This window comes from Umezawaea sp. (assembly GCF_057122925.1).
Window position 1 is genome coordinate 23798 of sequence record NZ_DBNGPQ010000155.1, and the last position, 18639, is coordinate 42436.

At 71.7% G+C, this 18639-nt stretch carries 21 protein-coding genes; 10 read left to right on the plus strand and 11 right to left on the minus strand.

The features are described 5' to 3' along the window. Positions 1-8: 8 nt before the first annotated feature. From AC156L_RS34800 to AC156L_RS34815, 4 genes are all read right to left on the minus strand, one after another. On the minus strand, positions 9-1124 hold the full coding sequence (locus tag AC156L_RS34800) for an ABC transporter permease (RefSeq protein WP_330878245.1): 1116 nt from the start codon (positions 1122-1124) through the stop codon (positions 9-11). Positions 1125-1189: 65 nt separating this feature from the next. Beyond that, on the minus strand, positions 1190-1870 hold the full coding sequence (locus AC156L_RS34805) for an ABC transporter ATP-binding protein (protein WP_330878138.1): 681 nt from the start codon (positions 1868-1870) through the stop codon (positions 1190-1192). After that, complete coding sequence (locus AC156L_RS34810; protein ID WP_330878139.1) at positions 1867-2949, minus strand: peptidoglycan-binding domain-containing protein; 1083 nt, start codon at positions 2947-2949, stop codon at positions 1867-1869. Before AC156L_RS34810 ends, AC156L_RS34805 begins: the two co-directional genes overlap by 4 nt. Continuing rightward, a complete protein-coding gene (locus AC156L_RS34815) occupies positions 2942-3493 on the minus strand; it encodes a hypothetical protein (RefSeq protein ID WP_330878140.1) in 552 nt (183 codons plus the stop codon). The genes AC156L_RS34810 and AC156L_RS34815 overlap by 8 nt, the downstream gene beginning before the upstream one ends. 142 nt (positions 3494-3635) lie before the next feature. Between AC156L_RS34815 and AC156L_RS34820 the strand changes: the two genes are divergently transcribed. From AC156L_RS34820 to AC156L_RS34840, 5 genes are all read left to right on the plus strand, one after another. Beyond that, complete coding sequence (locus AC156L_RS34820) at positions 3636-4295, plus strand: response regulator transcription factor (protein ID WP_330878141.1); 660 nt, start codon at positions 3636-3638, stop codon at positions 4293-4295. Continuing rightward, the gene (locus AC156L_RS34825; protein WP_330878142.1) at positions 4292-5473 is read left to right on the plus strand and encodes a sensor histidine kinase; all 1182 of its coding nucleotides are present in this window, start codon (positions 4292-4294) and stop codon (positions 5471-5473) included. The genes AC156L_RS34820 and AC156L_RS34825 overlap by 4 nt, the downstream gene beginning before the upstream one ends. A 96-nt stretch (positions 5474-5569) precedes the next feature. Further along, on the plus strand, positions 5570-6445 hold the full coding sequence (sepH, locus tag AC156L_RS34830; protein ID WP_330878143.1) for a septation protein SepH: 876 nt from the start codon (positions 5570-5572) through the stop codon (positions 6443-6445). 537 nt (positions 6446-6982) lie between these two features. Then, positions 6983-7360, plus strand: a complete 378-nt coding sequence (locus AC156L_RS34835; RefSeq protein ID WP_330878144.1) for a hypothetical protein — start codon at positions 6983-6985, stop codon at positions 7358-7360. Further along, the gene (locus AC156L_RS34840; protein WP_330878145.1) at positions 7353-7787 is read left to right on the plus strand and encodes a hypothetical protein; all 435 of its coding nucleotides are present in this window, start codon (positions 7353-7355) and stop codon (positions 7785-7787) included. The genes AC156L_RS34835 and AC156L_RS34840 overlap by 8 nt, the downstream gene beginning before the upstream one ends. A 13-nt stretch (positions 7788-7800) precedes the next feature. Here AC156L_RS34840 and AC156L_RS34845 read toward each other — a convergent pair whose 3' ends face one another. Further along, positions 7801-8031 (minus strand): hypothetical protein, encoded by a 231-nt coding sequence (locus AC156L_RS34845; RefSeq protein WP_330878146.1) that lies wholly within the window; start codon positions 8029-8031, stop codon positions 7801-7803. Positions 8032-8119: 88 nt separating this feature from the next. Here AC156L_RS34845 and AC156L_RS34850 point away from each other — a divergent pair, with 88 nt between their 5' ends. Continuing rightward, positions 8120-9916: an ABC transporter ATP-binding protein gene (locus AC156L_RS34850; protein WP_484407633.1), complete on the plus strand. Its 1797-nt coding sequence runs from the start codon at positions 8120-8122 to the stop codon at positions 9914-9916. After that, positions 9913-11757, plus strand: coding sequence for an ABC transporter ATP-binding protein (locus tag AC156L_RS34855; RefSeq protein WP_330878148.1), 1845 nt, complete (start codon positions 9913-9915; stop codon positions 11755-11757). Before AC156L_RS34850 ends, AC156L_RS34855 begins: the two co-directional genes overlap by 4 nt. A gap of 59 nt (positions 11758-11816) precedes the next feature. On the opposite strand, the gene AC156L_RS34860 is transcribed toward AC156L_RS34855, so the two are convergent. The 3 genes from AC156L_RS34860 to AC156L_RS34870 all read right to left on the minus strand — a co-directional run bounded on the left by AC156L_RS34860 (position 11817) and on the right by AC156L_RS34870 (position 13069). Further along, positions 11817-12227, minus strand: coding sequence for a hypothetical protein (locus AC156L_RS34860; protein ID WP_330878149.1), 411 nt, complete (start codon positions 12225-12227; stop codon positions 11817-11819). Between the two features lie 187 nt (positions 12228-12414). After that, positions 12415-12615: a hypothetical protein gene (locus AC156L_RS34865; RefSeq protein WP_330878150.1), complete on the minus strand. Its 201-nt coding sequence runs from the start codon at positions 12613-12615 to the stop codon at positions 12415-12417. Between the two features lie 163 nt (positions 12616-12778). Next, positions 12779-13069, minus strand: coding sequence for a hypothetical protein (locus tag AC156L_RS34870; RefSeq protein WP_330878151.1), 291 nt, complete (start codon positions 13067-13069; stop codon positions 12779-12781). A 57-nt stretch (positions 13070-13126) separates the two neighbouring features. Here AC156L_RS34870 and AC156L_RS34875 point away from each other — a divergent pair, with 57 nt between their 5' ends. Beyond that, positions 13127-13417, plus strand: coding sequence for a DUF6939 family protein (locus AC156L_RS34875; RefSeq protein ID WP_330878152.1), 291 nt, complete (start codon positions 13127-13129; stop codon positions 13415-13417). Next, positions 13417-14478 (plus strand): DUF6042 family protein, encoded by a 1062-nt coding sequence (locus AC156L_RS34880; protein WP_330878153.1) that lies wholly within the window; start codon positions 13417-13419, stop codon positions 14476-14478. The genes AC156L_RS34875 and AC156L_RS34880 overlap by 1 nt, the downstream gene beginning before the upstream one ends. 381 nt (positions 14479-14859) lie before the next feature. Here the strand turns inward: AC156L_RS34880 and AC156L_RS34885 are convergent, their stop codons facing one another. Next, positions 14860-15486 carry a DUF2537 domain-containing protein gene (locus tag AC156L_RS34885; protein WP_330878154.1) on the minus strand — a complete coding sequence of 209 codons (627 nt, stop codon included), beginning with the start codon at positions 15484-15486 and terminating at the stop codon, positions 14860-14862. 233 nt (positions 15487-15719) lie between these two features. Continuing rightward, positions 15720-16496, minus strand: a complete 777-nt coding sequence (locus tag AC156L_RS34890; protein WP_330878246.1) for a TrmH family RNA methyltransferase — start codon at positions 16494-16496, stop codon at positions 15720-15722. Positions 16497-16706: 210 nt separating this feature from the next. On the opposite strand from AC156L_RS34890, the gene AC156L_RS34895 reads away from it, so the two are divergent. Further along, entirely contained in the window at positions 16707-18200 is a 1494-nt protein-coding gene (locus tag AC156L_RS34895) for a glutamate-cysteine ligase family protein (protein ID WP_330878155.1), read from the plus strand. 25 nt (positions 18201-18225) lie between these two features. Here the strand turns inward: AC156L_RS34895 and AC156L_RS34900 are convergent, their stop codons facing one another. Beyond that, the gene (locus AC156L_RS34900; protein WP_259624433.1) at positions 18226-18636 is read right to left on the minus strand and encodes a hypothetical protein; all 411 of its coding nucleotides are present in this window, start codon (positions 18634-18636) and stop codon (positions 18226-18228) included. Between the last annotated feature and the right edge of the window lie 3 nt (positions 18637-18639).

Here is an 18639-nt window from a genome sequence, read left to right on the forward strand (position 1 = left end):
CGGACCGACTACGCGAGCGCCTCCGTCGGTGACAGCCTGGCGGCCCGCACCGCCGGGTACGCCCCGGCGATGGCTCCCACCAGCATCGACACCGCGACCCCGCCGAGCACCGCAGGCAGCGGGATCTCGGCAGGCCACCCCTGGCTCACCGAGTACCCTGCGGTGACCGCCACCCCGATCAGCACTCCCGCCAGGCCCCCGAGCCCGGACAGCAGCACCGATTCGGCGAGGAACTGCCCGCGCACCTGTCGCCGCGTCGCCCCGAGCGCGCGGCGCAGGCCGATCTCCCTGCGCCTCTCCAGCACGGAGATGACCATGGTGTTGGCGACGCCCACCCCTCCTACCAGCAGCGCGACCCCGCCCAGTCCGAGGAACAGGCCGCTGTAGGCGTTCTCGGTGAGCTGCTTCGCGGCCAGCGCGTCCGACGGGCGGGCCACCTTGACCTCGTTGGGCTGTCGGGGGTTCAGCGTCGGGCCGAGCACGGTGCGGACGTCCTCGACGGCGTTCTCCTCGGCCCGCACGTACACCGTGCCGGGGTGGCCGTCGAAGCCCAGCCGCTCGACGGCGACGTCCCAGCCGACCAGCACCGACCGCTCGATCTCCGGTGCCAGCGGCATGGGGTCGAGGATGCCCGCGACGGTGAACCACTGGCCGTCGATCCACACCTGGCCGCCCAGCCCGGTGATGCCGAGCCTGGTGGCCGCGACCGAGCCGAGCACGACGGACGGGAAGGTCGAGCCGTCGACGAACCGGCCGTCGCGGACGCGCCCGCCGATGGTGCCCAGCAGGTTGGGCGTCGCGGCGAGCACGGCCAGGCCGGACGTCTCGTCCTCGGGCACGTGGTCGTTGCGCCGCACGGTCTTCCCGGTCTTGCCGATGCCGCTGGCGGACTGGACGGGCTCGATGCGCTCGGCCATCCCCACCGCCGTGGTCGGGAGTTTCGCCGCGTCGCCGCCGAACGTCTGGCCCGGTTCGGCGCGCAGCAGGTTCGTGCCCAGCGTGGCGAGCTGGTCGCTCAACGCCCTGGCGCTCGACGCCGGGATGCCGATGACCGCGACGACCGCCGCGATGCCGATCGCGATGCCGAGCGCGGACAGCACGGCCCGCATCGGCTTGGTGCGCATGCCGTGCGCGCCGAGGCGGCCGACGTCGCGCGGCCCGAGCCTGGTCGGCGGGGGCAGGGTGGTGGTCACACGACCACCCCCGTGTCCAGTTGCAGCGCGCCGTCGAGCATCTCGACCCGGCGGGGCGCGTGCGCGGCGATCTCCCGATCGTGCGTGATGATCACGATCGTCGTGCCGTCGGCGTTCAGCTCGCCGAGCAGGTCGAGCACCCCGACGCCGTTGCGGCTGTCCAGGTTCCCGGTCGGCTCGTCGGCGAGCAGGATCGACGGCCGGTTCACCACGGCCCGCGCGATGGCGACGCGCTGGCGCTCCCCGCCGGACATCTCGCTCGGCAGGTGCCAGGCACGGTGCGACAGGCCGACCCGGTCGAGCGCCTCCAGGGCCATCGGCCGCCGCTCGCGGTGCGCGACCCCGGCGTACAGCAGCCCGGACGCCACGTTGTCCACGGCGGGCAGCCCCTCGGTGAGGAAGAACTGCTGGAACACGAACCCGATCCACCGCGACCGCAGCGCCGACAGCGTGCGGTCGGGCATCACCGCGGCGTCGTGGCCGCGCACCAGGACGTGCCCGGTGGTGGGCCGGTCCAGCGTGCCCATCAGCTGGAGCAGGGTGGACTTGCCCGACCCGGACGGGCCGACGATGGCCAGCATCTCGCCGTCGCGAACGCTCAGCGACACCTCGCGCAGCGCCCGGACGCCGCCGGGGTACGTGCGGCCCGCCCGGCGCACGTCCAGGACGGGCGTCACGAGGTCGTCACCACCTTCAGGCCTTCGGTGAGGCCCTCGCCGCTGACCTCGACCTCGCCCCTGGCGAACAGGCCGGTCTTCACCGGGATCAGGGTGCGGTCGCTCGCGGACTCGACGGCGTAGCCGCCCTCGGCGAGCGCCAGCAGCGCGCCGACCGGCACGACCAGCACGCCCTCCCTCTTGCCGGTGGTGAACTCGACGCTCACGGAGACCGCGTCCAGCCCGCCGGCGGCGGCCGGGTCGTCCAGGGTGATGGTGACGGTGGACTTGGCCTGGCCGTTGCCCTGGTCGCCCTCGGTCGGCTTGCTGGTGGAGGCGGTGGTGCCGGTGGTGGTGCCACCGCCGGTGATCGTCAGCCCGACCTTCTCGCCGACCTTCGCGATCCGCAGCTTCGACGAGTCGAGCTGCACGGTGACGACGCGGGTCGTGGCGGTGACCTTCATCAGGTCGCCGGTGCTGGGGGCGCCGAGCTGCGCGGTCACGGAGGAGACCCGGATCGGGCCGGGCTGGACGACGACGTCGCCCACGCCGAGCGCACCGGTCTGCTCCAGGCCGAGCGACTTCTGCCACTTCTTGATCGCGGCGGCGGTCCAGACCGTGAACCGCTCGTCCGGCTCGCCGAAGTCGGCGAACCCCAGCTCCTCCAGGTTCTCCTCGACGATCTTCACGTCCGGTCCGCTGGTGGTGCCGTCGGCCAGGTCCCGGTAGAGCGGCAGGGAGCCGTAGAACAGCGGCACCGGCTTGGCGTCCACCGAGTACGCGGTCTGGCCGCGCTCGACCACCGCGCCCACGTCCGGCAGCCCGGTCACGGTGCCCGGCTTGCGGCCCGCGAGCGGGCGCTCGGCGCCGTGGGCGAGCACGCCGGTGACCGTCTGCCGGTCGGCGAGGTCGCCCTTGCGGACCTCGGCGGTCTCCGGGGCCTCCGCCTTCGGCGGGGCGGCGTTGGCGGTGTTCGCCGCGATCCTGGTCAGCACGACCACCGACCCGGTGCCCAGCACGGCCACGGCGACGAGCACCACGACCAGCCAACGACCCCGTCTGCGCCTCCGCGGTGCGGTCGGCCCGGCCGGGTCAGCCATTCCCCGGAACCGCCGGGACCGCGACCATGCCGCCCTCGCCCATGCCGCAGGCCTTCACGGCCTCCTCGAACTTCTCGGTGTCGTCACCGAAGTCGAGGGTGCGGCCCTCGCCGCCGCCGCCGGTGAAGTCCGGGTCCGGCATGTCGATGCCGTGCTCGCGCATGCACTTGGCCTGCTCGCGCATCTTGTCCTTCTCCTCCTGGCTCGGCTCCTTGTACTCGCCGCCGTTCGGGAGGAACTCCTTGCACGCCTCGTGGGCCTTGTTCATGGCCTCCACGTCCCCCTCGGCGGGCGCCGCTGCCACGATCCCGCCGCCCTGGGGGTCCGGCATGTCGACGCCGTTCTCCCTCATGCACTTGGCGAACTCGCGGATCTTGTCCTCGTCCGCCGGGTCGAGGTTGGCGCCCTTCGGCTGTTCCCCGCTCGACGACGGGGCACCGGAGTTCACCGACGCGACCCTGCTGCCGCCGTCACCGCTCCCGCATCCCGTGACCAGCGCGAACAGCACGGGCACCAGCAGGCCTGCGGCCAACTTCACCTTCATGCGTTCCTCCTCGTGGTGGTCGGCGGGGCCGTTCCCCGATCTCGGCCCCGCCGCGGTTGAAGTTCTACGGAGAGGGGGATTTCGGGGCGTTAAGCGAAGTGCCTTATCCAGCGCTTATGCCCCTTTCCGCGACACTGGGCCCATGCGCGTGCTGGTGGTCGAGGACGAACGTCTGCTCGCGGACTCGATCGCCGAGGGGTTGCGCAGGCTCTCCATGGCGGTCGACGTCTGCTACGACGGCGGGGAGGCGCTGGAACGCGTCGGCGTGCACGACTACGACGTGGTCGTGCTGGACCGCGACCTGCCGGTCGTGCACGGCGACCGGGTGTGCGAGGCGGTGCTGGCGGCGGGCGGCGAGGCGCGGGTGCTGATGCTCACCGCGGCGGCCGAGGTGGACGACCGGGTCGCGGGTCTCGGTGTCGGCGCCGACGACTACCTGACCAAGCCGTTCGCGTTCGCCGAGCTGGTGGCGCGGGTGCGGGCGCTCGCCCGCCGGGCCCGGCCCGCGCTGCCGCCCGTCCTGGAGCGCGCGGGGGTCGTCCTGGACCTGCCCCGCCACCAGGTGTCGCGCGACGGCCGGTTCGTGGCGCTGTCCCCGAAGGAGTTCGCCGTGCTGGAGGTGCTGATGCGGGCGGAGGGAGCGGTGGTGAGCCCGGAGTCGCTGCTGGAGAAGGCCTGGGACGAGCACGCCGACCCGTTCACCAACGCGGTCCGGGTGGCGATGATGACGCTGCGCCGCAAGCTCGGGACGCCCCAGGTGATCGAGACGGTGCCCGGCGCGGGCTACCGGTTCACGTCGTGAGGGAGCTGCGGCTGTCGGTCCGCACCCGGCTCACGGCCTGGTACGGCGGTCTGTTCGCGCTGGCGGGCTCGGCGCTGCTGCTCACCAACTACCTGCTGGTCGCCGCGACACTGCCGGACCCGGACAACTTCCTCGCCGTGCGCGCGGCCGAGGCGCTGCCCGGCTACCCCGTCGGCGGGCCCACCTACCCCGAGCGGACGGACACGTCGACCGCGCTCACCACGGTCGAGGACTACCGCGAGTCGGCGCTCAGCACCCTGCTGGTGCAGTCGGCCGTCGCGCTGGTGATCACGGTCGTGCTCGCGGTCTGGCTGGGCTGGCTCATGGCGAGCCGGGTGCTCCAGCCGCTGCACTCGATCACCAACACGGCCCACCAGCTCGGGGCGGACAACCTGGGCAGGCGGATCAACCACGAGGGCCCGGACGACGAGCTGAAGGACCTCGCCGACACGTTCGACGGGATGCTGGACCGGCTCGCGGGGGCGTTCGACAGCCAGAAGCGGTTCGTCGCGAACGCCTCGCACGAGCTGCGCACACCGCTCGCCGTGCAGCGGACGCTGATCGAGGTCGCGATGGGCGCGCCGGACGCCCCGCCGGAGCTGACGCGGCTCGGCACGCACCTGCTCGGCACGAACGAGCGGAGCGAGAGGCTCATCGACGGGCTGCTGCTGCTCGCGCGGAGCGACCGGGGACTGAGCAGCCGGGAGCCGGTTCGGCTGCACGAAGTCGTGGCGGACGTGGTCGCGACCTGTGCCGAGCCGGCCAGTTCACGCCACGTGCGGGTGCTCGTCTCGTCGGCCCGGCGGGTCGTCACCGGCGACCCGGTGCTGCTCTCGCACCTCGTGTCGAACCTCGTCCGCAACGCGATCCTCTACAACAAACCGGGCGGCACGGTGCGCGTCGAGATCGGCTCCGAACCCGCGTTGCGGGTGGTCAACACGGGTGAACCGATCCCGGCCGAGGTGGTCCCCGGCCTGTTCGAACCCTTTCGGCGGTACCGGACCGAGCGGTTGGCCGCTGAGGGGACGGGACTGGGCCTCTCGCTCGTCCGGTCCATCGCCGCAGCCCACGACGGGTCCGTCACGGCAAGGCCCAACTCGGGCGGAGGGCTGCTCCTGGAGGTGAACCTTCCGGTAACGGACGTGCGCGTACCACCGATCTACGGCAAGATCGGGTGAAGTAGACCCATGGGCACGGCGAGTCTCCCTCGTCAAGGAGGCTCGCCGGTTTAACGTCTTTGCTTGGCGAGGTGGAACAAAATAGGGGAGGCCAGGATGCGAGCGCTGCGAGTCATCGGGCTCGACGAAGACGGCAAGTCCGTCATCTGCGAGGACCCGTCCGGCGGCGAGCGCTTTCTGCTTCCCGCTGACGAGCGCCTCAGGGCCGCCGCGCGCGGCGACCTGACCCGGCTCGGGCAGATCCAGATCGAGGTCGAGAGCCAGATGCGTCCTCGGGAGATCCAGGCCCGCATCCGCGCGGGCGAGTCGGTCGAGCAGGTGGCCGCCGCGTCCGGTCTGCCGTCGCACCGCGTCGAGCGGTACGCCTACCCCGTGCTGCTGGAGCGCTCCCGCACCGCTGACCTGGCACAGCGCGCCCACCCCGTCCGCGAGGACGGTCCGGACGTGCAGACGCTCGGCGAGGTCGTCGCGCACTCCTTCGGGCTGCGCGGCCAGGACTACACCGACGTCGGCTGGGACTCGTGGCGGGGCGAGGACGGCAAGTGGGTCGTGCAGATGCACTGGACCGCGGGCCGTTCGGACAACATCGCGCACTGGGCCTTCCACCCCGGCGCGCACGGCGGCACGGTCACCGCGCTCGACGAGGCGGCCGTGGACCTCATGGACCCGAACCCGAACCGAACCCTGCGGACCGTTCGCCCGGTGACGCAACTGGCCAGGCAGGCGCTGGAAGCCCAGCCCGCGAGGGAGGAGGTGGAGCCGGAGATCCTCGCGAAGGAGGAGCCCGCTCCGGCTCCGGTGGTGCCCGAGCAGCCTGTCGCGGAGCCCGAGCCGGTGGTCGAGGCTCCGGCCGCCGAGGTGCCCGTTGCTCCTCCGGTGCGGAAGGAACCGCCGAAGAGGGGCAAGAAGACGCATCCCATCGTGCCGTCGTGGGAGGACGTGCTGTTGGGAGTTCGGTCGCATCGCGGCTGAGTTCGACGTGGGGAGCGGCCCGCTGCCGGGGTTCCGGTGGCGGGCCGTTTCGTTTTCGGAGGTCTGGCCGGTTCGTTTTCGGAGGTCCGGCCGGTTCGCTTGAGGTGGTCGGGTGTTCGGCCGATGTGACTTGGGGACCCCTCATCCGAGCCTTTGATCGGGACAAACGGCAGCCCCGAAAGCCTGCCCGATCATCAATTTCAAGGCTCAAATCCCCAAGTAAAATCGGCCGTTCCGCGTCCAGCACGTGACGACAAGTCGGTCAATAGACTCTAGAACTAGACCTTCTACCTGGGCGAAGTCGCCTGCTTTTTCCGTCAGCACGCAAGCGTGGTCGATGTGACTTGGGGGATTTGCCCCTTAAAATTTGTCGGGCCAAGGGCTTCCCACCTGCCCCTTTTGGCCCGACGAAGGGGCAAATCAAGGGGCCCCAAGTCACATCGACCACACCCCCGCACCAAGCCCTCGCACCAAGCCCCCACCCCAGGCCTCCGAGACCCACGTTTAACTCATCACCCATCCGGGTAAGCAAATCCCATGGACGGCCGACGAACAGCGATAGCCGCAGCGACAGGCGCGTTACTCGGAGCCCTCTGGTGGGCAACGAGAGAACTCATCGCCTCGGGCGCCGTCTGCTCGACGGACGACTTCGACTGCCTCGGCATGGGCGTCATAGCGATGCCGATCGCCGTCGTCCTGGGTGGTCTGGTCGCCTACCTGGTGTACCGGGCAACGCACCTCACCCGTCCGGCGCTCGCCGCGACCACCGGCACCCTCCTGACAGCCATCCTCATGCTCTTGACCATCTGGATCACCGTCCCGGCTGGCGAAATCGTGACCGGAGCCCTGGGCTTCGCGGTCGCGGCGGCAGTGACAGGGACCCGACGAGTGAGCGAGACTGCTGCCCGTGACTGACACACCCCGTCCCACCTCGAACAGGCTCGCCCTGAAGGTGTTCCTCCGGGTCGTGGTGTCGGCCGCCGTCGGGGCCGCGCTGCTGCTGGGCTGGGTGGCCGCGTTCCAGTCCGAGAAGCTCCGGTCCATCCTCGACAGCACGGACCTGGGCGAGTTCGTCCTGCTGCTCCTCATCGGGCTGCCGGTCGCGCTGCTGGTCAGCGTGCTGCTGGCCGGACCGGTGCTGTGGCTGCTCAAGATCCGCCCGGTGTGGCCCATCGTGCTGCTCGGACCGGTGGTCATGGGCCTCGTGCAGTACTTCAAGCTCCCCGACGAGCTGGCGTGGATGGGCGGCAAGTGGACCGTCCAGGCGATCCTGGCGGGCGCCAGCTACGGGCTGGCCGCGCTGCTGACCGCGCCCGCCATGCTGCGCAAGAAGAAGTCCTGACCGGCACGGGACGCTAGTACGGGACCGCGTCCAGCAGGTCCGGGTTCCAGCCCTCCCTCTCGCACCAGTCCTCCGCCTCCTCGCGGGTGATCGAGCGCGCGCCCGCCGCCGTGCGCGCGACCCGGTCCCACCCGTCCGGGGCCAGCACGTGCAGGGTCTCGCCGCGCAGCGCCAGCAGCCTGCCGTGCGGAAAAGCCATGCTCGGCTCAGTTCTGAGGTAGCGGACCTCGTCAACGCTCGTCATCGGCTCTTGACCTCCAGCTTGGTCGAGCTTGCAGAGTACGGCTGAGCGGAAAAGCGGATGCCGAGTGTCGGTCCTCCTTCGTACTGTCGTGGTGGATCAGAGGGGGACCAAGCTCGTGAAGGACCAAAGTACTTCCACGGCCGCCACCTTGCGCAGGCTGTGGCCGTACGTCAAGCCGGTGCGGAAGCCGCTGCTGCTCAGCATGTGCGCCACCCTGGTGGCGATGCTGTGCGGCCTCGGCATTCCGCTGATCACCCAACGGATCGTGGACGGGCCGATCGCCCAGCGCGACCTGTCGTCGCTGCCCTGGCTCGTGCTGCTCGTCCTCGTGCTGGGCTGCGCGGAGGCGGCGCTGTTCTACGCGCGGCGCAGGCTGATCGCGCGCCCGGCCGCCGAGGTCGAGGCGCACCTGCGCGCGGACATCTACCGGAAGCTCCAGCGGCTCCCGGTGTCGTTCCACGACCGCTACCAGTCGGGTCAGCTGCTGTCGCGGGCCTCCACCGACGTCGCCACGGTGCGGCGCTGGGTGGCGTTCGCGGTGATCTTCCTGGTGGTGAACACGACGATCGTCGTGATCGGCCTCGGCGTGCTGTTCTGGCTGTCACCGCTGCTGGGGGCGGTCGCGCTGTGCTGCACGCTGCCGCTGGTGCTCATGTCGTACCTGTTCGAGTCCCGGTTCAAGGTCGTGGCCCGGCGCGCGCAGGACCAGGCGGGCGACCTGACCACGACCGTCGAGGAGTCCGTGCTCGGGATCCGCGTGCTCAAGGCGTTCGGGCGCGGACCGGCCCTGAGCGAGCGGTTCTCCGCGCGGGCGCGGGAGCTGCGGGACACCGAGCTGGCGAAGGTGAAGATCTTCGCGCTGCTGTGGGCCGTGCTGATCGTGATGCCCGAGCTGGGCATCGCCGCGCAGCTCGCCGTGGGCACGATCGGGATCACCAACGGCACGACGACGATCGGCACGCTGGTCGCGGCGGTCGCGGTGAGCGCGTACCTGCGGTGGCCGGTCGACTCGATCGGCTGGCTGCTGGCCGAGACGAACCAGACGTCGTCGGCGACGGAGCGGATCCACGAGGTGCTGGACGCGCCGATCACCATCACCAGCCCGGCGGAGCCGAGGGCGCTGGCCGAGCCGGTGCGCGGCCACGTGCGGTTCGAGGACGTGCGCTTCGCCTATCCGGGTGCCGACGAGGAGGTGCTGCGCGGCATCGACCTCGACCTCGTGCCCGGCGAGACCGTGGCGCTGGTCGGGGCGACGGGCTCGGGCAAGACGACGCTGACGGCGCTCGTGCCGAGGCTGTACGACGTGACGTCGGGTCGCGTGACGATCGACGGGGTCGACGTGCGCGACCTGAGCCTGGAGGACCTGCGCGGCACGATCGGCGCGGCGTTCGAGGAGCCGGTGCTGTTCTCCGCGAGCGTGCGGGAGAACGTGGCTCTGGGCAGCGACGAGCTGGACGACGCCAAGGTGCGCGAGGCGCTGCGGGTGGCGAAGGCGGAGGAGTTCGTCGAGGCGCTGCCGTGGGGCCTGGAGACGCGGATCGGCGAGCAGGGCATGTCCCTGTCCGGCGGTCAGCGGCAGCGGCTGGCGCTGGCGCGCGCGGTCGTCGGGCACCCGGCGGTGCTGGTGCTGGACGACCCGCTGTCCGCGCTCGACGTGCACACCGAGGCCGAGGTGGAGGGTGCGCTGCGGCGCGTGCTGCACGGCGTGACGGCGCTGGTCGTGGCGCACCGGCCGAGCACGGTGCAGCTGGCGGACCGGGTGGCGATGCTGGTCGACGGCCGGATCGCGGCGGTCGGCAGGCACCACGACCTGCTGGCGGACAACGCGGAGTACCGCAGGCTGCTGTCCACGATGGACGAAGAGGAGGAGGTGGCGGCGCTGTGAGCACCGAGACGACGGCTGTTCCGGCCGACGAGGAGTCGTGGCGCGGCGTCGCGGCCGAGGAGATCGACGAGCTGGACTACCGCACCGGCCTGAAGCTCCAGGCGCGGTCGCGCAGGCTGCTCGGGTCGCTGCTGCGCCCGCACGCCGGGCTCGCGGTGCTGGCGCTGGTGGTCGTGGTGCTGGAGAACGTGGCGAACCTGGCCGGGCCGCTGATCATCGCCGCCGCCATCGACCGCGGTGTGCCCGCGGCCGTCGGCGGCGACCCGACGGTGCTGGCCTGGTGCGTCGGCGCGTACGCGGCGACCGGGCTGCTGGCGACGGTGCTGCGGTACTCGTTCGTCCGGCTCACCGGCCGGGTCGGCCAGGACCTGCTGCTCGACCTGCGCGGCCGGGTGTTCCGGCACGTGCAGACCCTGTCGATCGGGTTCCACGAGAAGTACACCTCCGGCAAGGTCATCTCGCGGATGACCAGCGACGTGGACACGTTGCAGGACCTGCTCGAAGAGGGCCTGGACGGGCTGCTGACGTCACTGCTGTCGGTGGTCGGCATCTCCGTGGTGCTGCTGTACCTCGACGTGCCGATGGCACTGGTCGTGCTGTTCGGGTTCGTGCCGCTGCTGCTGCTCGTGCGGTGGTTCCGGGCCCGCTCGACGACCGCGTACCGGGGCACGCGGGGCGCCATCGCGAAGATCATCGTGCAGTTCGTCGAGACGATGAACGGCATCCGCGCGGTCCAGGCGTTCCGCCGCGAGGACCGCAACGAGAAGATCATCGGTGAGCTGAACGGGACGTTCCGCGACGCGAACGCCGACGCGTTCCGCGTCATGGCGACGTTCACGGCGCTGGTGCGGCTGATCGGCAACGTGTCGCTGGCGGTCATCCTCGCGTTCGGCGCGTGGCGGGTCGCGGAGGGTCAGCTGGAGATCGGCGCGCTGGCGGCGTTCACCCTGTACCTGCGGCGGTTCTACGACCCGTTCGACGACATCGCGATGTTCACCAACGCGTACTCGGCGGCGCAGGCCGCGCTGGAGAAGATCTCCGGCGTCCTGGAGGAGGTGCCGTCGGTGCCCGAGCCCGAGCACCCGAAGCCGCTGGGGCGCGCGACCGGCGACGTCCGGTTCGCCGACGTGGAGTTCCGCTACTCCGCGGGCACGGCGCTCGTGCTGCCGGAGTTCGACCTGCACGTGCCGGCGGGGCAGACGGTGGCGCTCGTCGGCGCGACCGGTGCGGGCAAGACGACGTTGGCGAAGCTCGTGGCCCGCTTCTACGACCCGACCGGCGGGGCGGTGACGCTGGACGGCGAGGACCTGCGGGACCTGGCCGACGCCGACCTGCGCCGCGCGGTGGTCATGGTGACGCAGGAGAACTTCCTGTTCGCGGGCTCGGTCGCGGACAACATCGCCCTGGCCAAGCCCGACGCCACGCGCGCCGAGGTGGAGGCCGCGGCGGCCGGGGTCGGTGCGCACGAGTTCATCGCCGCGCTCCCGGACGGCTACGACACGGACGTCCGCAAGCGGGGCGGCAGGCTGTCGGCGGGCCAGCGCCAGATGATCGCCTTCGCCAGGGCCTTCCTCGCCGACCCGGCGGTGCTGGTCCTGGACGAGGCCACGTCGAGCCTCGACGTGCCGACCGAACGGGCCGTGCAGGCGGCCCTGGAGACGGTGCTGGCGGACCGGACGGCGTTCATCATTGCCCACCGCCTGTCCACCGTGATGATCGCCGACCGCGTCCTGGTCGTCGACGCGGGCCGGATCGTCGAGGACGGCTCACCGGCCGCCCTGATCGGCGAGGACGGCCGCTTCGCGGCGCTGCACAACGCCTGGACCGACTCGCTGGCGTGAGCGGGTCGTGGTGGAGGCCCCGGCACACCGGGGCCTCCACCCCCGCGCGTCCGGCCGGCTCACCGCTCGTCTTCCCGCACGACCCCGTCCCGGTACTCCTGGAAGCCCCACCAACCGTCGGCGGCGCTGTCCGACTCCAGCAGTTCGCCCGTCGACATGTCCAGCGGACGGCACCCCAGCTCCCCCGCCACCTGGAACACCACGGGCAGCGCGTCGTCACCGCCGCCCCTGATGTGCAGCATGATCGTGTCGACCGGGTCGGCCCTGCCGATGTTCACCTCGACCGACCAGCCGGGGCCGTCGATGACGCCCCAGTTCACGTCGGCCAGGTCGATCGCGGGCACGGCTCTGCGGAGCGCGTCCTCGACGGCGCCGTGGGGACCGATCGGCGGGGGTCGGAAGTCCCTCGGGAGGTCCTCCATCGACTCGAAGCCTTCGGGCACCACGCTCAGCAGCACGTTCCAGCTCATCGCTCGCCACCCCTCTCCGCTGGTCGGTGGGCACCGTGCGCCCTAGCGCAAGGTGGACCGACCATTATCGCCCCTTTTGGGAACCAGCGGGGCTCGCAAGGTGACCGAACCGGGGCCGCGAGCCGTCACCGGCCGGTGACCAGGCCGGATGCTCCTCAAGAAGCCGTGCGGCTGAGGAGACGGGCGGTCACGTCCTGGGCGGTGCGGACGGGTCGTGGCGGGGCCAGCCGACCACGAGGGCGGTCGTGGGCAGGTCGGTGACCGGAACCGCGACGACCGCGTGACCGAGGCGGGCGGCGGCGCTGTGACCTGCGACGACGACCAGTCTCCCCAGCGCGACCAGGCCCACCAGCTCGTCGAACGGGATCGGCGGGCACTCGCGGTGCACGCGTCCTCGCGGCGGAGGTCCGCGCTGGTGGTGGGGGCAGGAGGGCGACCGGCTCCTCCCGCACGAGTTCGACGCTCTCGACACCGCGCAGGTCCTCGCTGCCGCGCACGAGGGCCAGGCTGGCGGTGCCGTCCGGATCGCCGAGGGCGGCACGGTCGTGCTGTCAGTCGACCAGCTCGCCGACGCGGGTGCGGAAGTGGAACGACGACGTCCGCCCCTCGACGATCACGAGGTAGGAGTCGTCGCCGACCCGCAGGACCTTCCGCGACTTCGGGGACCACGGGTAGGTGGGCGTGAACTCGCGCGCCAGGCGCAGCGCCTCCGCCCGTGCCGCCTCCTCGTCACCGACGGGGGCGACGTGCGAGACCTTCCACTCCCGCCCGTCGCCCATGCCGCGGACCTCCTCGACCAGCACCCACCACCGCGCTTCACCCATGCCGATCAGACGTTCCACCTGCGGTTTCGGTTCCTCCACCCACAATTGTCAGACCCTGCCGGCACCCTGCTGAGCATGGTGGTGCACGTGGTGGGCAAGAGGCGCGGAGCGGCTTGGGCGGCGAAGAACCATCCGGGCGCCGCGGTGGTCGACGTGACGTCGAAGGGGCCCGCGCCGTGGCTGCGGCTGAGCCCGTTCCACCCGCACGGCGGCATCCCGGTGCCCTTCTCGCCCTCGGCGACCGGCGAGTCGGTGGAGGGGATCCGGCAGGCGCTGGAGGTGTTCGACGGCGCGGACGTCACCGACCTGTCCAGCCCGCTGACCCACGCCGCGCTGGTGGCGCGGTGCGTGCGGGGTGAGTGGTGATGGCGGTGCTGGGGTTCTACCAGGACGACGAGCACTGGCCGGAGTTCGGGACGTTGACGATCCACGACACGGACAACGGCGACGAGGACGCCGGACCGTTCGAGCAGTGGGGGTTGGGCGGTCAGCCGTGCGGCACGGTGGCCCGCGCGGGTTACGGCTGGCTGGAGGGTTCGGCGGGCGACGGGCCGCTCGTCGTGCGGCTGGAGGTGCACGACTCCGCGCCGCCCGCCGAGTCGGACGACTGGTCCGAGGTCGTGGAGACGCCGTACCGGAGCCGGAGCGGCGCGGTGTACCTGACGTACGTCACGGGCAGTCCTCCCGAGGACCACCTGCGCCTCGGCGGTGTCGGCGACTACCGGGTCCGGGTGGCGACCAAGGCGCTCCCCGCGTCGGCCGAGGGGCCGGAAGCCCTGTGGGTGCTGCGGTTCTGGCCGGACGCCACCCCCACCCCGCCCCGGTGGCTGCGCCGTTCCGAGCCCGCGGTCCGTTCCGGCGGTGCCGGGTGGGAGGTGCTGAGGAACTCCCCCGCCGCCGAGCTGCTCGCCGTGGTGTCGATGGCGCGGGACGAGACCGGCCGGACATCGCTCGACGCGCTGGCGCGCTGGGGAGAGCCGCGCTTCGGCGGTCCCGGTTGGCTCGCGGAACCGCTGCCGCACAAGCCGGACAGCGACCTCGACCCGGCCGCGCTGGCCCGTCGACTGGGCCTGCCTGAGCCGCGGTCGGCGCACGAGGTGCTGGACGTGTTCGTCGCCGCGGGCGTGCTCGACGAGGACGACGGCGGCTACCGCACCCACCTGCCCGCGCCGCGGGCGGAGGACGTGCTGGACCTGCCCGCCGCCCGCCGGGCCGCGCTGCGGCAGCAGGACGAGCACAACCGCTTCGCCTCGTTCGCGTCCGACCTGATCACGGTCGCGCTGTGGGGAGGGGGTGAGCAGACCGCGGCCGCGTTGGCGGAGCGCACGCTGGTGTCGGAGGGGGAGGTTCGGGAGGCGCTGGATTGGGCGTGTCGGGCCGGGTTGCTAGTGGTGGAGGGGGAGTTCCGGATGGCGTTGCCGGGGTAGGTGGTTCTTTGGGGCCGGGTTGGGTGGGGTGGGGTGGGGTGCGATCAAAGAGGCCCGGTTGCGCACGCGGGCGGGTTGCGTTGAGCCAGGTTGCGCTGGGAAGGAGCACGGGCAAGACCAAAGGCCGGCTGAGCACGGGGCGGGTTGCGCTGGGCCAGGTTGCGCTCGGAGGGGCGCGAGTAAGACCAAAAGGCCCGGTTGCGCACAGGAGCAGGTTGGGTCGGGCCAGGTTGCGCTCCGAGAGGGCGCGGGCGAGAGAAAGAGGCCCGGTTGCGCACGGGGGCGGATTGCGTCGAGCCAGGCTGCGTTCGGGAGGGGTGCGGGTTTATAGGTGAGAACGGCTTGCGCTGGCCCTCACCCAGCCGTCACAACCCCCGGCTTTCAGGGTTCCAAGAGGGTCAGGATGAGGGCGATCCAGGCCAGGACCACGCCGGTTGTGACGCCGTAGGCGACCCAGCGCCAGATGATCACCTTGCGGGCCAGCCAGACCGAGGGGGCGATGCCGCCCACCACCAGGACGTTGGCGACCAGGGCCAGCCAGCGGTTGGTCTCACCCAGGCCGAGGGAGAGGGTGACGACCAGGAAGGCGGCTACCGCGCCGCTGAACACGCTGACCGTCAGGCCTGTTCCCCACGGGGTGGGTTCGAGGTCTTCGGTTTCCGGTTCGGGCACGACCACCTCGGGGCGGCGGGGAGACGGGCGGACGCCGGACTGCGAGGCGTCGACCAGGTGGCGTTCGCCGGTGACCGGGTCGGCGAAGGCGACCGGGGTGCCCATGTCGGCGGCCAGGCGGCCTGCCAGCTGACGGCCGCGCCTGGTGACGAGCGCGCCCGCGGCACCGTCGGCGGGGGCGTTGGTGCGCTGCACGGCTTCGGCGACCTTGGCCCACTCGTGCAGCGCTTCAGCCAGACCCGCGCCCAGGGGGAGGGTGTGCGGATCCACTTCGAGTTCCCCGGACTCGCTCTCGCCCGCGAGCACGGCGCGGCCCGCCTGCACACGCAACTCCACGAACGGTCCCTTCCACGGTCACGGCTTCCGGGAAGAACGTATCGTGTCGGCCGCTCCTTCAGGTGATCGCGTGGAGCACGACAGCGCGACGGCCGCTCCGACCTTCCGCACCACCATCCGGGAGCCCGGCGGTCACAGCACCCGCCACACACCGCGACAACAGCTCTCCGGCCGCTGCCGCCGCCCCGCGACAACCAGGTCGAGCCGAGTGCGCGGCGCACCGCGGCCATCACTCACGCGGTCGCGTAGAACACCACGGCCGCGGCGGTGGCCACGTTGAGGGAGTCGACGCCCGGTGCCATCGGGATGCGGACCGCGACGTCCGCCGCGGCGATGGCCTCCTCGGTGAGACCCGGCCCCTCCGAGCCGAGCAGCACGGCGACGCGCGAGCCGCGCAGGCCCGCGTCGGCCAGGCCGACGGAACCCTCCCTCGGCGTGAGGGCCACGACCCGGAAGCCCTTCTCCCGCAGCACGTCCAACCCGCCGGGCCACGGGTCGAGCGGGGCGAACGGCACCCGCAGCACGTGGCCCATCGACACCCGGACGCTGCGCCGGTACAGCGGGTCGCTGCACCCCGGCCCCAGCAGGATGCCGTCGACACCCAGGGCGGCGGCGTTGCGGAAGATCGACCCCAGGTTCTCGTGGTCGCCCACGCCTTCCAGCACGGCCAGGCGGCGTGCGGTGGAGGCGATGTCGGCCGCGGACGGCTGGACGGCGCGGTCGGCGGCGGCGAGCACGCCGCGGTTGAGGTGGAAGCCGACCACCTCGGCCATCAGGTCGGCGGACGCGACGTACGCGGGGGCCGGGAGGTCGCCGAGCGCCTCGATGCGCCTGCGCACGCCGAGGAACCCCCTGACCGGGAACGGCGAGGCGAGCAGCCGTTCGACCACGACGACACCCTCCGCGATCACGAGACCCCGGCCACCCGGCCGGTCAGGCCTGCGATCAGCGGTGGACAGGTCGCGGAAATCATCCAGTCGCGGGTCGGCCGGGTCGTCGATCTCGATCACCACGGGTGGAATTCTCGCACCTCCCGCCATGTGAGCCGGGCACGTAGACCAGAGGGATCAACATCCACGCGGCCAACCAGCACATCCTCGCCGACTGTTACGGCCATGTGACAGAGAGCACCGATTTGGACGCTGGCGGCCCCCTGCGGGCTGTGTCACGGTTGGCGCTCCGCTCCGCCGCCGGAGTCGCACGACCGAAGGGGAGGCGGCATGGGTAGGGATGTCTCCAGCCGCACGTACACCCGTGACGATCGCCAGAGGTACCGGGAGAAGATCCAGAGGTGTCTCGAAGCACTGGCGACGATGCTGGCGGAGGACAGCTTCTCCTTCCCGAGGCAGCAGATGGGCCTGGAGATCGAACTGGCCCTCGTCGACGACTCCATGAGACCGGCGATGGCGAACGCGGAAGTGCTGGAGAAGATCGACGACCCGTCGTTCACGCTCGAACTCGGCCAGCAGAACCTGGAGATCAACGTCCCGCCGCGCGCGCTGGCGGGCGACGAGACCCTTGGCCTGGAAGAGGACCTGCGCGCGTCGCTCGGCGCGGCCGACGACAAGGCGAAGGACGCGGGCGCGAACCTGGTGATGATCGGTGTGCTGCCGACCCTGCGCAACGAGCACTTCGACCAGCGGTGGCTGTCCAACAGCTCGCGGTACAAGGTGCTGAACGACAGCATCTTCGCGGCGCGCGGCGAGGAAACCCTGCTGCACATGGAGGGTTCGCCGTTCACCGGCCGCACGCCGGAGAGGCTGATGAGCTACCAGGAGTCGATCCTGCCGGAGGCGGCCTGCACGTCGGTGCAGCTGCACCTCCAGGTGGCGCCCTCGGACTTCGCCGCGCACTGGAACGCGGCGCAGTGCCTGGCGGGCGTGCAGGTCGCCATCGCCGCGAACTCCCCGTTCCTGCTGGGCAAGGCGCTGTGGCACGAGACCCGCGTCCCGCTGTTCCTCCAGTCGACCGACACCCGGTCGCAGGAGCTGAAGAACCAGGGCGTGCGGCCGAGGGTGTGGTTCGGCGAGCGCTGGATCACCTCGATCTTCGACCTGTTCGAGGAGAACGCCCGCTACTTCCCCGCGCTGCTGCCGGAGACCGACGAGGAGAACCCCGTCGAGCTGCTGGCGGCGGGCGGGACGCCGGAGCTGGCGGAGCTGCGGCTGCACAACGGCACGGTCTGGCGCTGGAACCGGCCGGTGTACGACGTGGTCGACGGCGTTCCGCACCTGCGCATCGAGAACCGCGTGCTGCCCGCGGGCCCGACCGTGCTGGACATCGTGGCCAACGCGGCGTTCTTCTACGGGGCCCAGCGGGCGCTGGTCGACCAGGAACGTCCACTGTGGACCCAGATGTCGTTCCACGCCGCGGAGGAGAACCTCTACACCGGTTCGCGGCACGGCATGAACGCGCAGCTGTACTGGCCGGGCATCGGCTGGGTGCCGCCGGACGAGCTGGTGCTGCGCAGGCTCCTGCCGATGGCGCACGACGGGCTGCGCGCGTGCGGCGTGTCCGACGAGGCCCGCGAGCGGTACCTCGGCGTGGTCGAGCAGCGCTGCCTAGCCCGGCGCACGGGCTCGTCGTGGCAGCGCGACACGGTGCTGCGCTTGGAGGAGCGCGGCGCCGATCGCGGAACCGCGCTCACCGGGATGCTGGAGCGGTACGTGGAACTCATGCACGGGGGAGGGCCCGTGCACACCTGGCCGGTCTGACCTCGAACGCCGGGGCCGCCGCCCGCTAGCGGCGGCGACCCGACTTCAGCGGCGCCACGTCGGCGCCGTCGTGGGAGCTGCGGCAGTCGTCCGGGGTCACGGCCTCGACCGCGAGGGTCAGCATCCCCTTGACGCCGGTGTAGATGGACTCGCCGCAGGAGGCCAGCGAGGTGTGCACCCGGTTGGAGTCGGAGAAGTCGCGCTCGTCCTTGACGCGCTTCTTGCCCGCCTCCTCCGGCTTGGTGGCGCTGCGGAGGTTCACCTCCAGCCAGGCGGCGACCTCCGCGGGCGTGCTCAGCACCTCTTCCGGGGTGCGTTCCAGCCGTTCCGCCCGAGGTGAGGCGTGGTCGAGCGAGGTGTGCTCGACGTAGGCGTGCCAGTGCGTGTTGCGCATGGACCAGGTCTGTTCGACAGGCCAGTCCTCCTCGGTGCTCATCCT

Excerpts from the sequence above, each read along its gene's own strand:
- AC156L_RS34800 (WP_330878245.1), bottom strand. The coding sequence starts at position 1,124 with ATGCGCACCAAGCCGATGCGGGCCGTGCTGTCCGCGCTCGGCATCGCG.
- AC156L_RS34810 (WP_330878139.1), bottom strand. The coding sequence starts at position 2,949 with ATGGCTGACCCGGCCGGGCCGACCGCACCGCGGAGGCGCAGACGGGGT.
- AC156L_RS34815 (WP_330878140.1), bottom strand. The coding sequence starts at position 3,493 with ATGAAGGTGAAGTTGGCCGCAGGCCTGCTGGTGCCCGTGCTGTTCGCG.
- AC156L_RS34820 (WP_330878141.1), top strand. The coding sequence starts at position 3,636 with ATGCGCGTGCTGGTGGTCGAGGACGAACGTCTGCTCGCGGACTCGATC.
- sepH (WP_330878143.1), top strand. The coding sequence starts at position 5,570 with ATGCGAGCGCTGCGAGTCATCGGGCTCGACGAAGACGGCAAGTCCGTC.
- AC156L_RS34835 (WP_330878144.1), top strand. The coding sequence starts at position 6,983 with ATGGACGGCCGACGAACAGCGATAGCCGCAGCGACAGGCGCGTTACTC.
- AC156L_RS34845 (WP_330878146.1), bottom strand. The coding sequence starts at position 8,031 with ATGACGAGCGTTGACGAGGTCCGCTACCTCAGAACTGAGCCGAGCATG.
- AC156L_RS34860 (WP_330878149.1), bottom strand. The coding sequence starts at position 12,227 with ATGAGCTGGAACGTGCTGCTGAGCGTGGTGCCCGAAGGCTTCGAGTCG.
- AC156L_RS34875 (WP_330878152.1), top strand. The coding sequence starts at position 13,127 with ATGGTGGTGCACGTGGTGGGCAAGAGGCGCGGAGCGGCTTGGGCGGCG.
- AC156L_RS34880 (WP_330878153.1), top strand. The coding sequence starts at position 13,417 with ATGGCGGTGCTGGGGTTCTACCAGGACGACGAGCACTGGCCGGAGTTC.
- AC156L_RS34895 (WP_330878155.1), top strand. The coding sequence starts at position 16,707 with ATGGGTAGGGATGTCTCCAGCCGCACGTACACCCGTGACGATCGCCAG.
- AC156L_RS34900 (WP_259624433.1), bottom strand. The coding sequence starts at position 18,636 with ATGAGCACCGAGGAGGACTGGCCTGTCGAACAGACCTGGTCCATGCGC.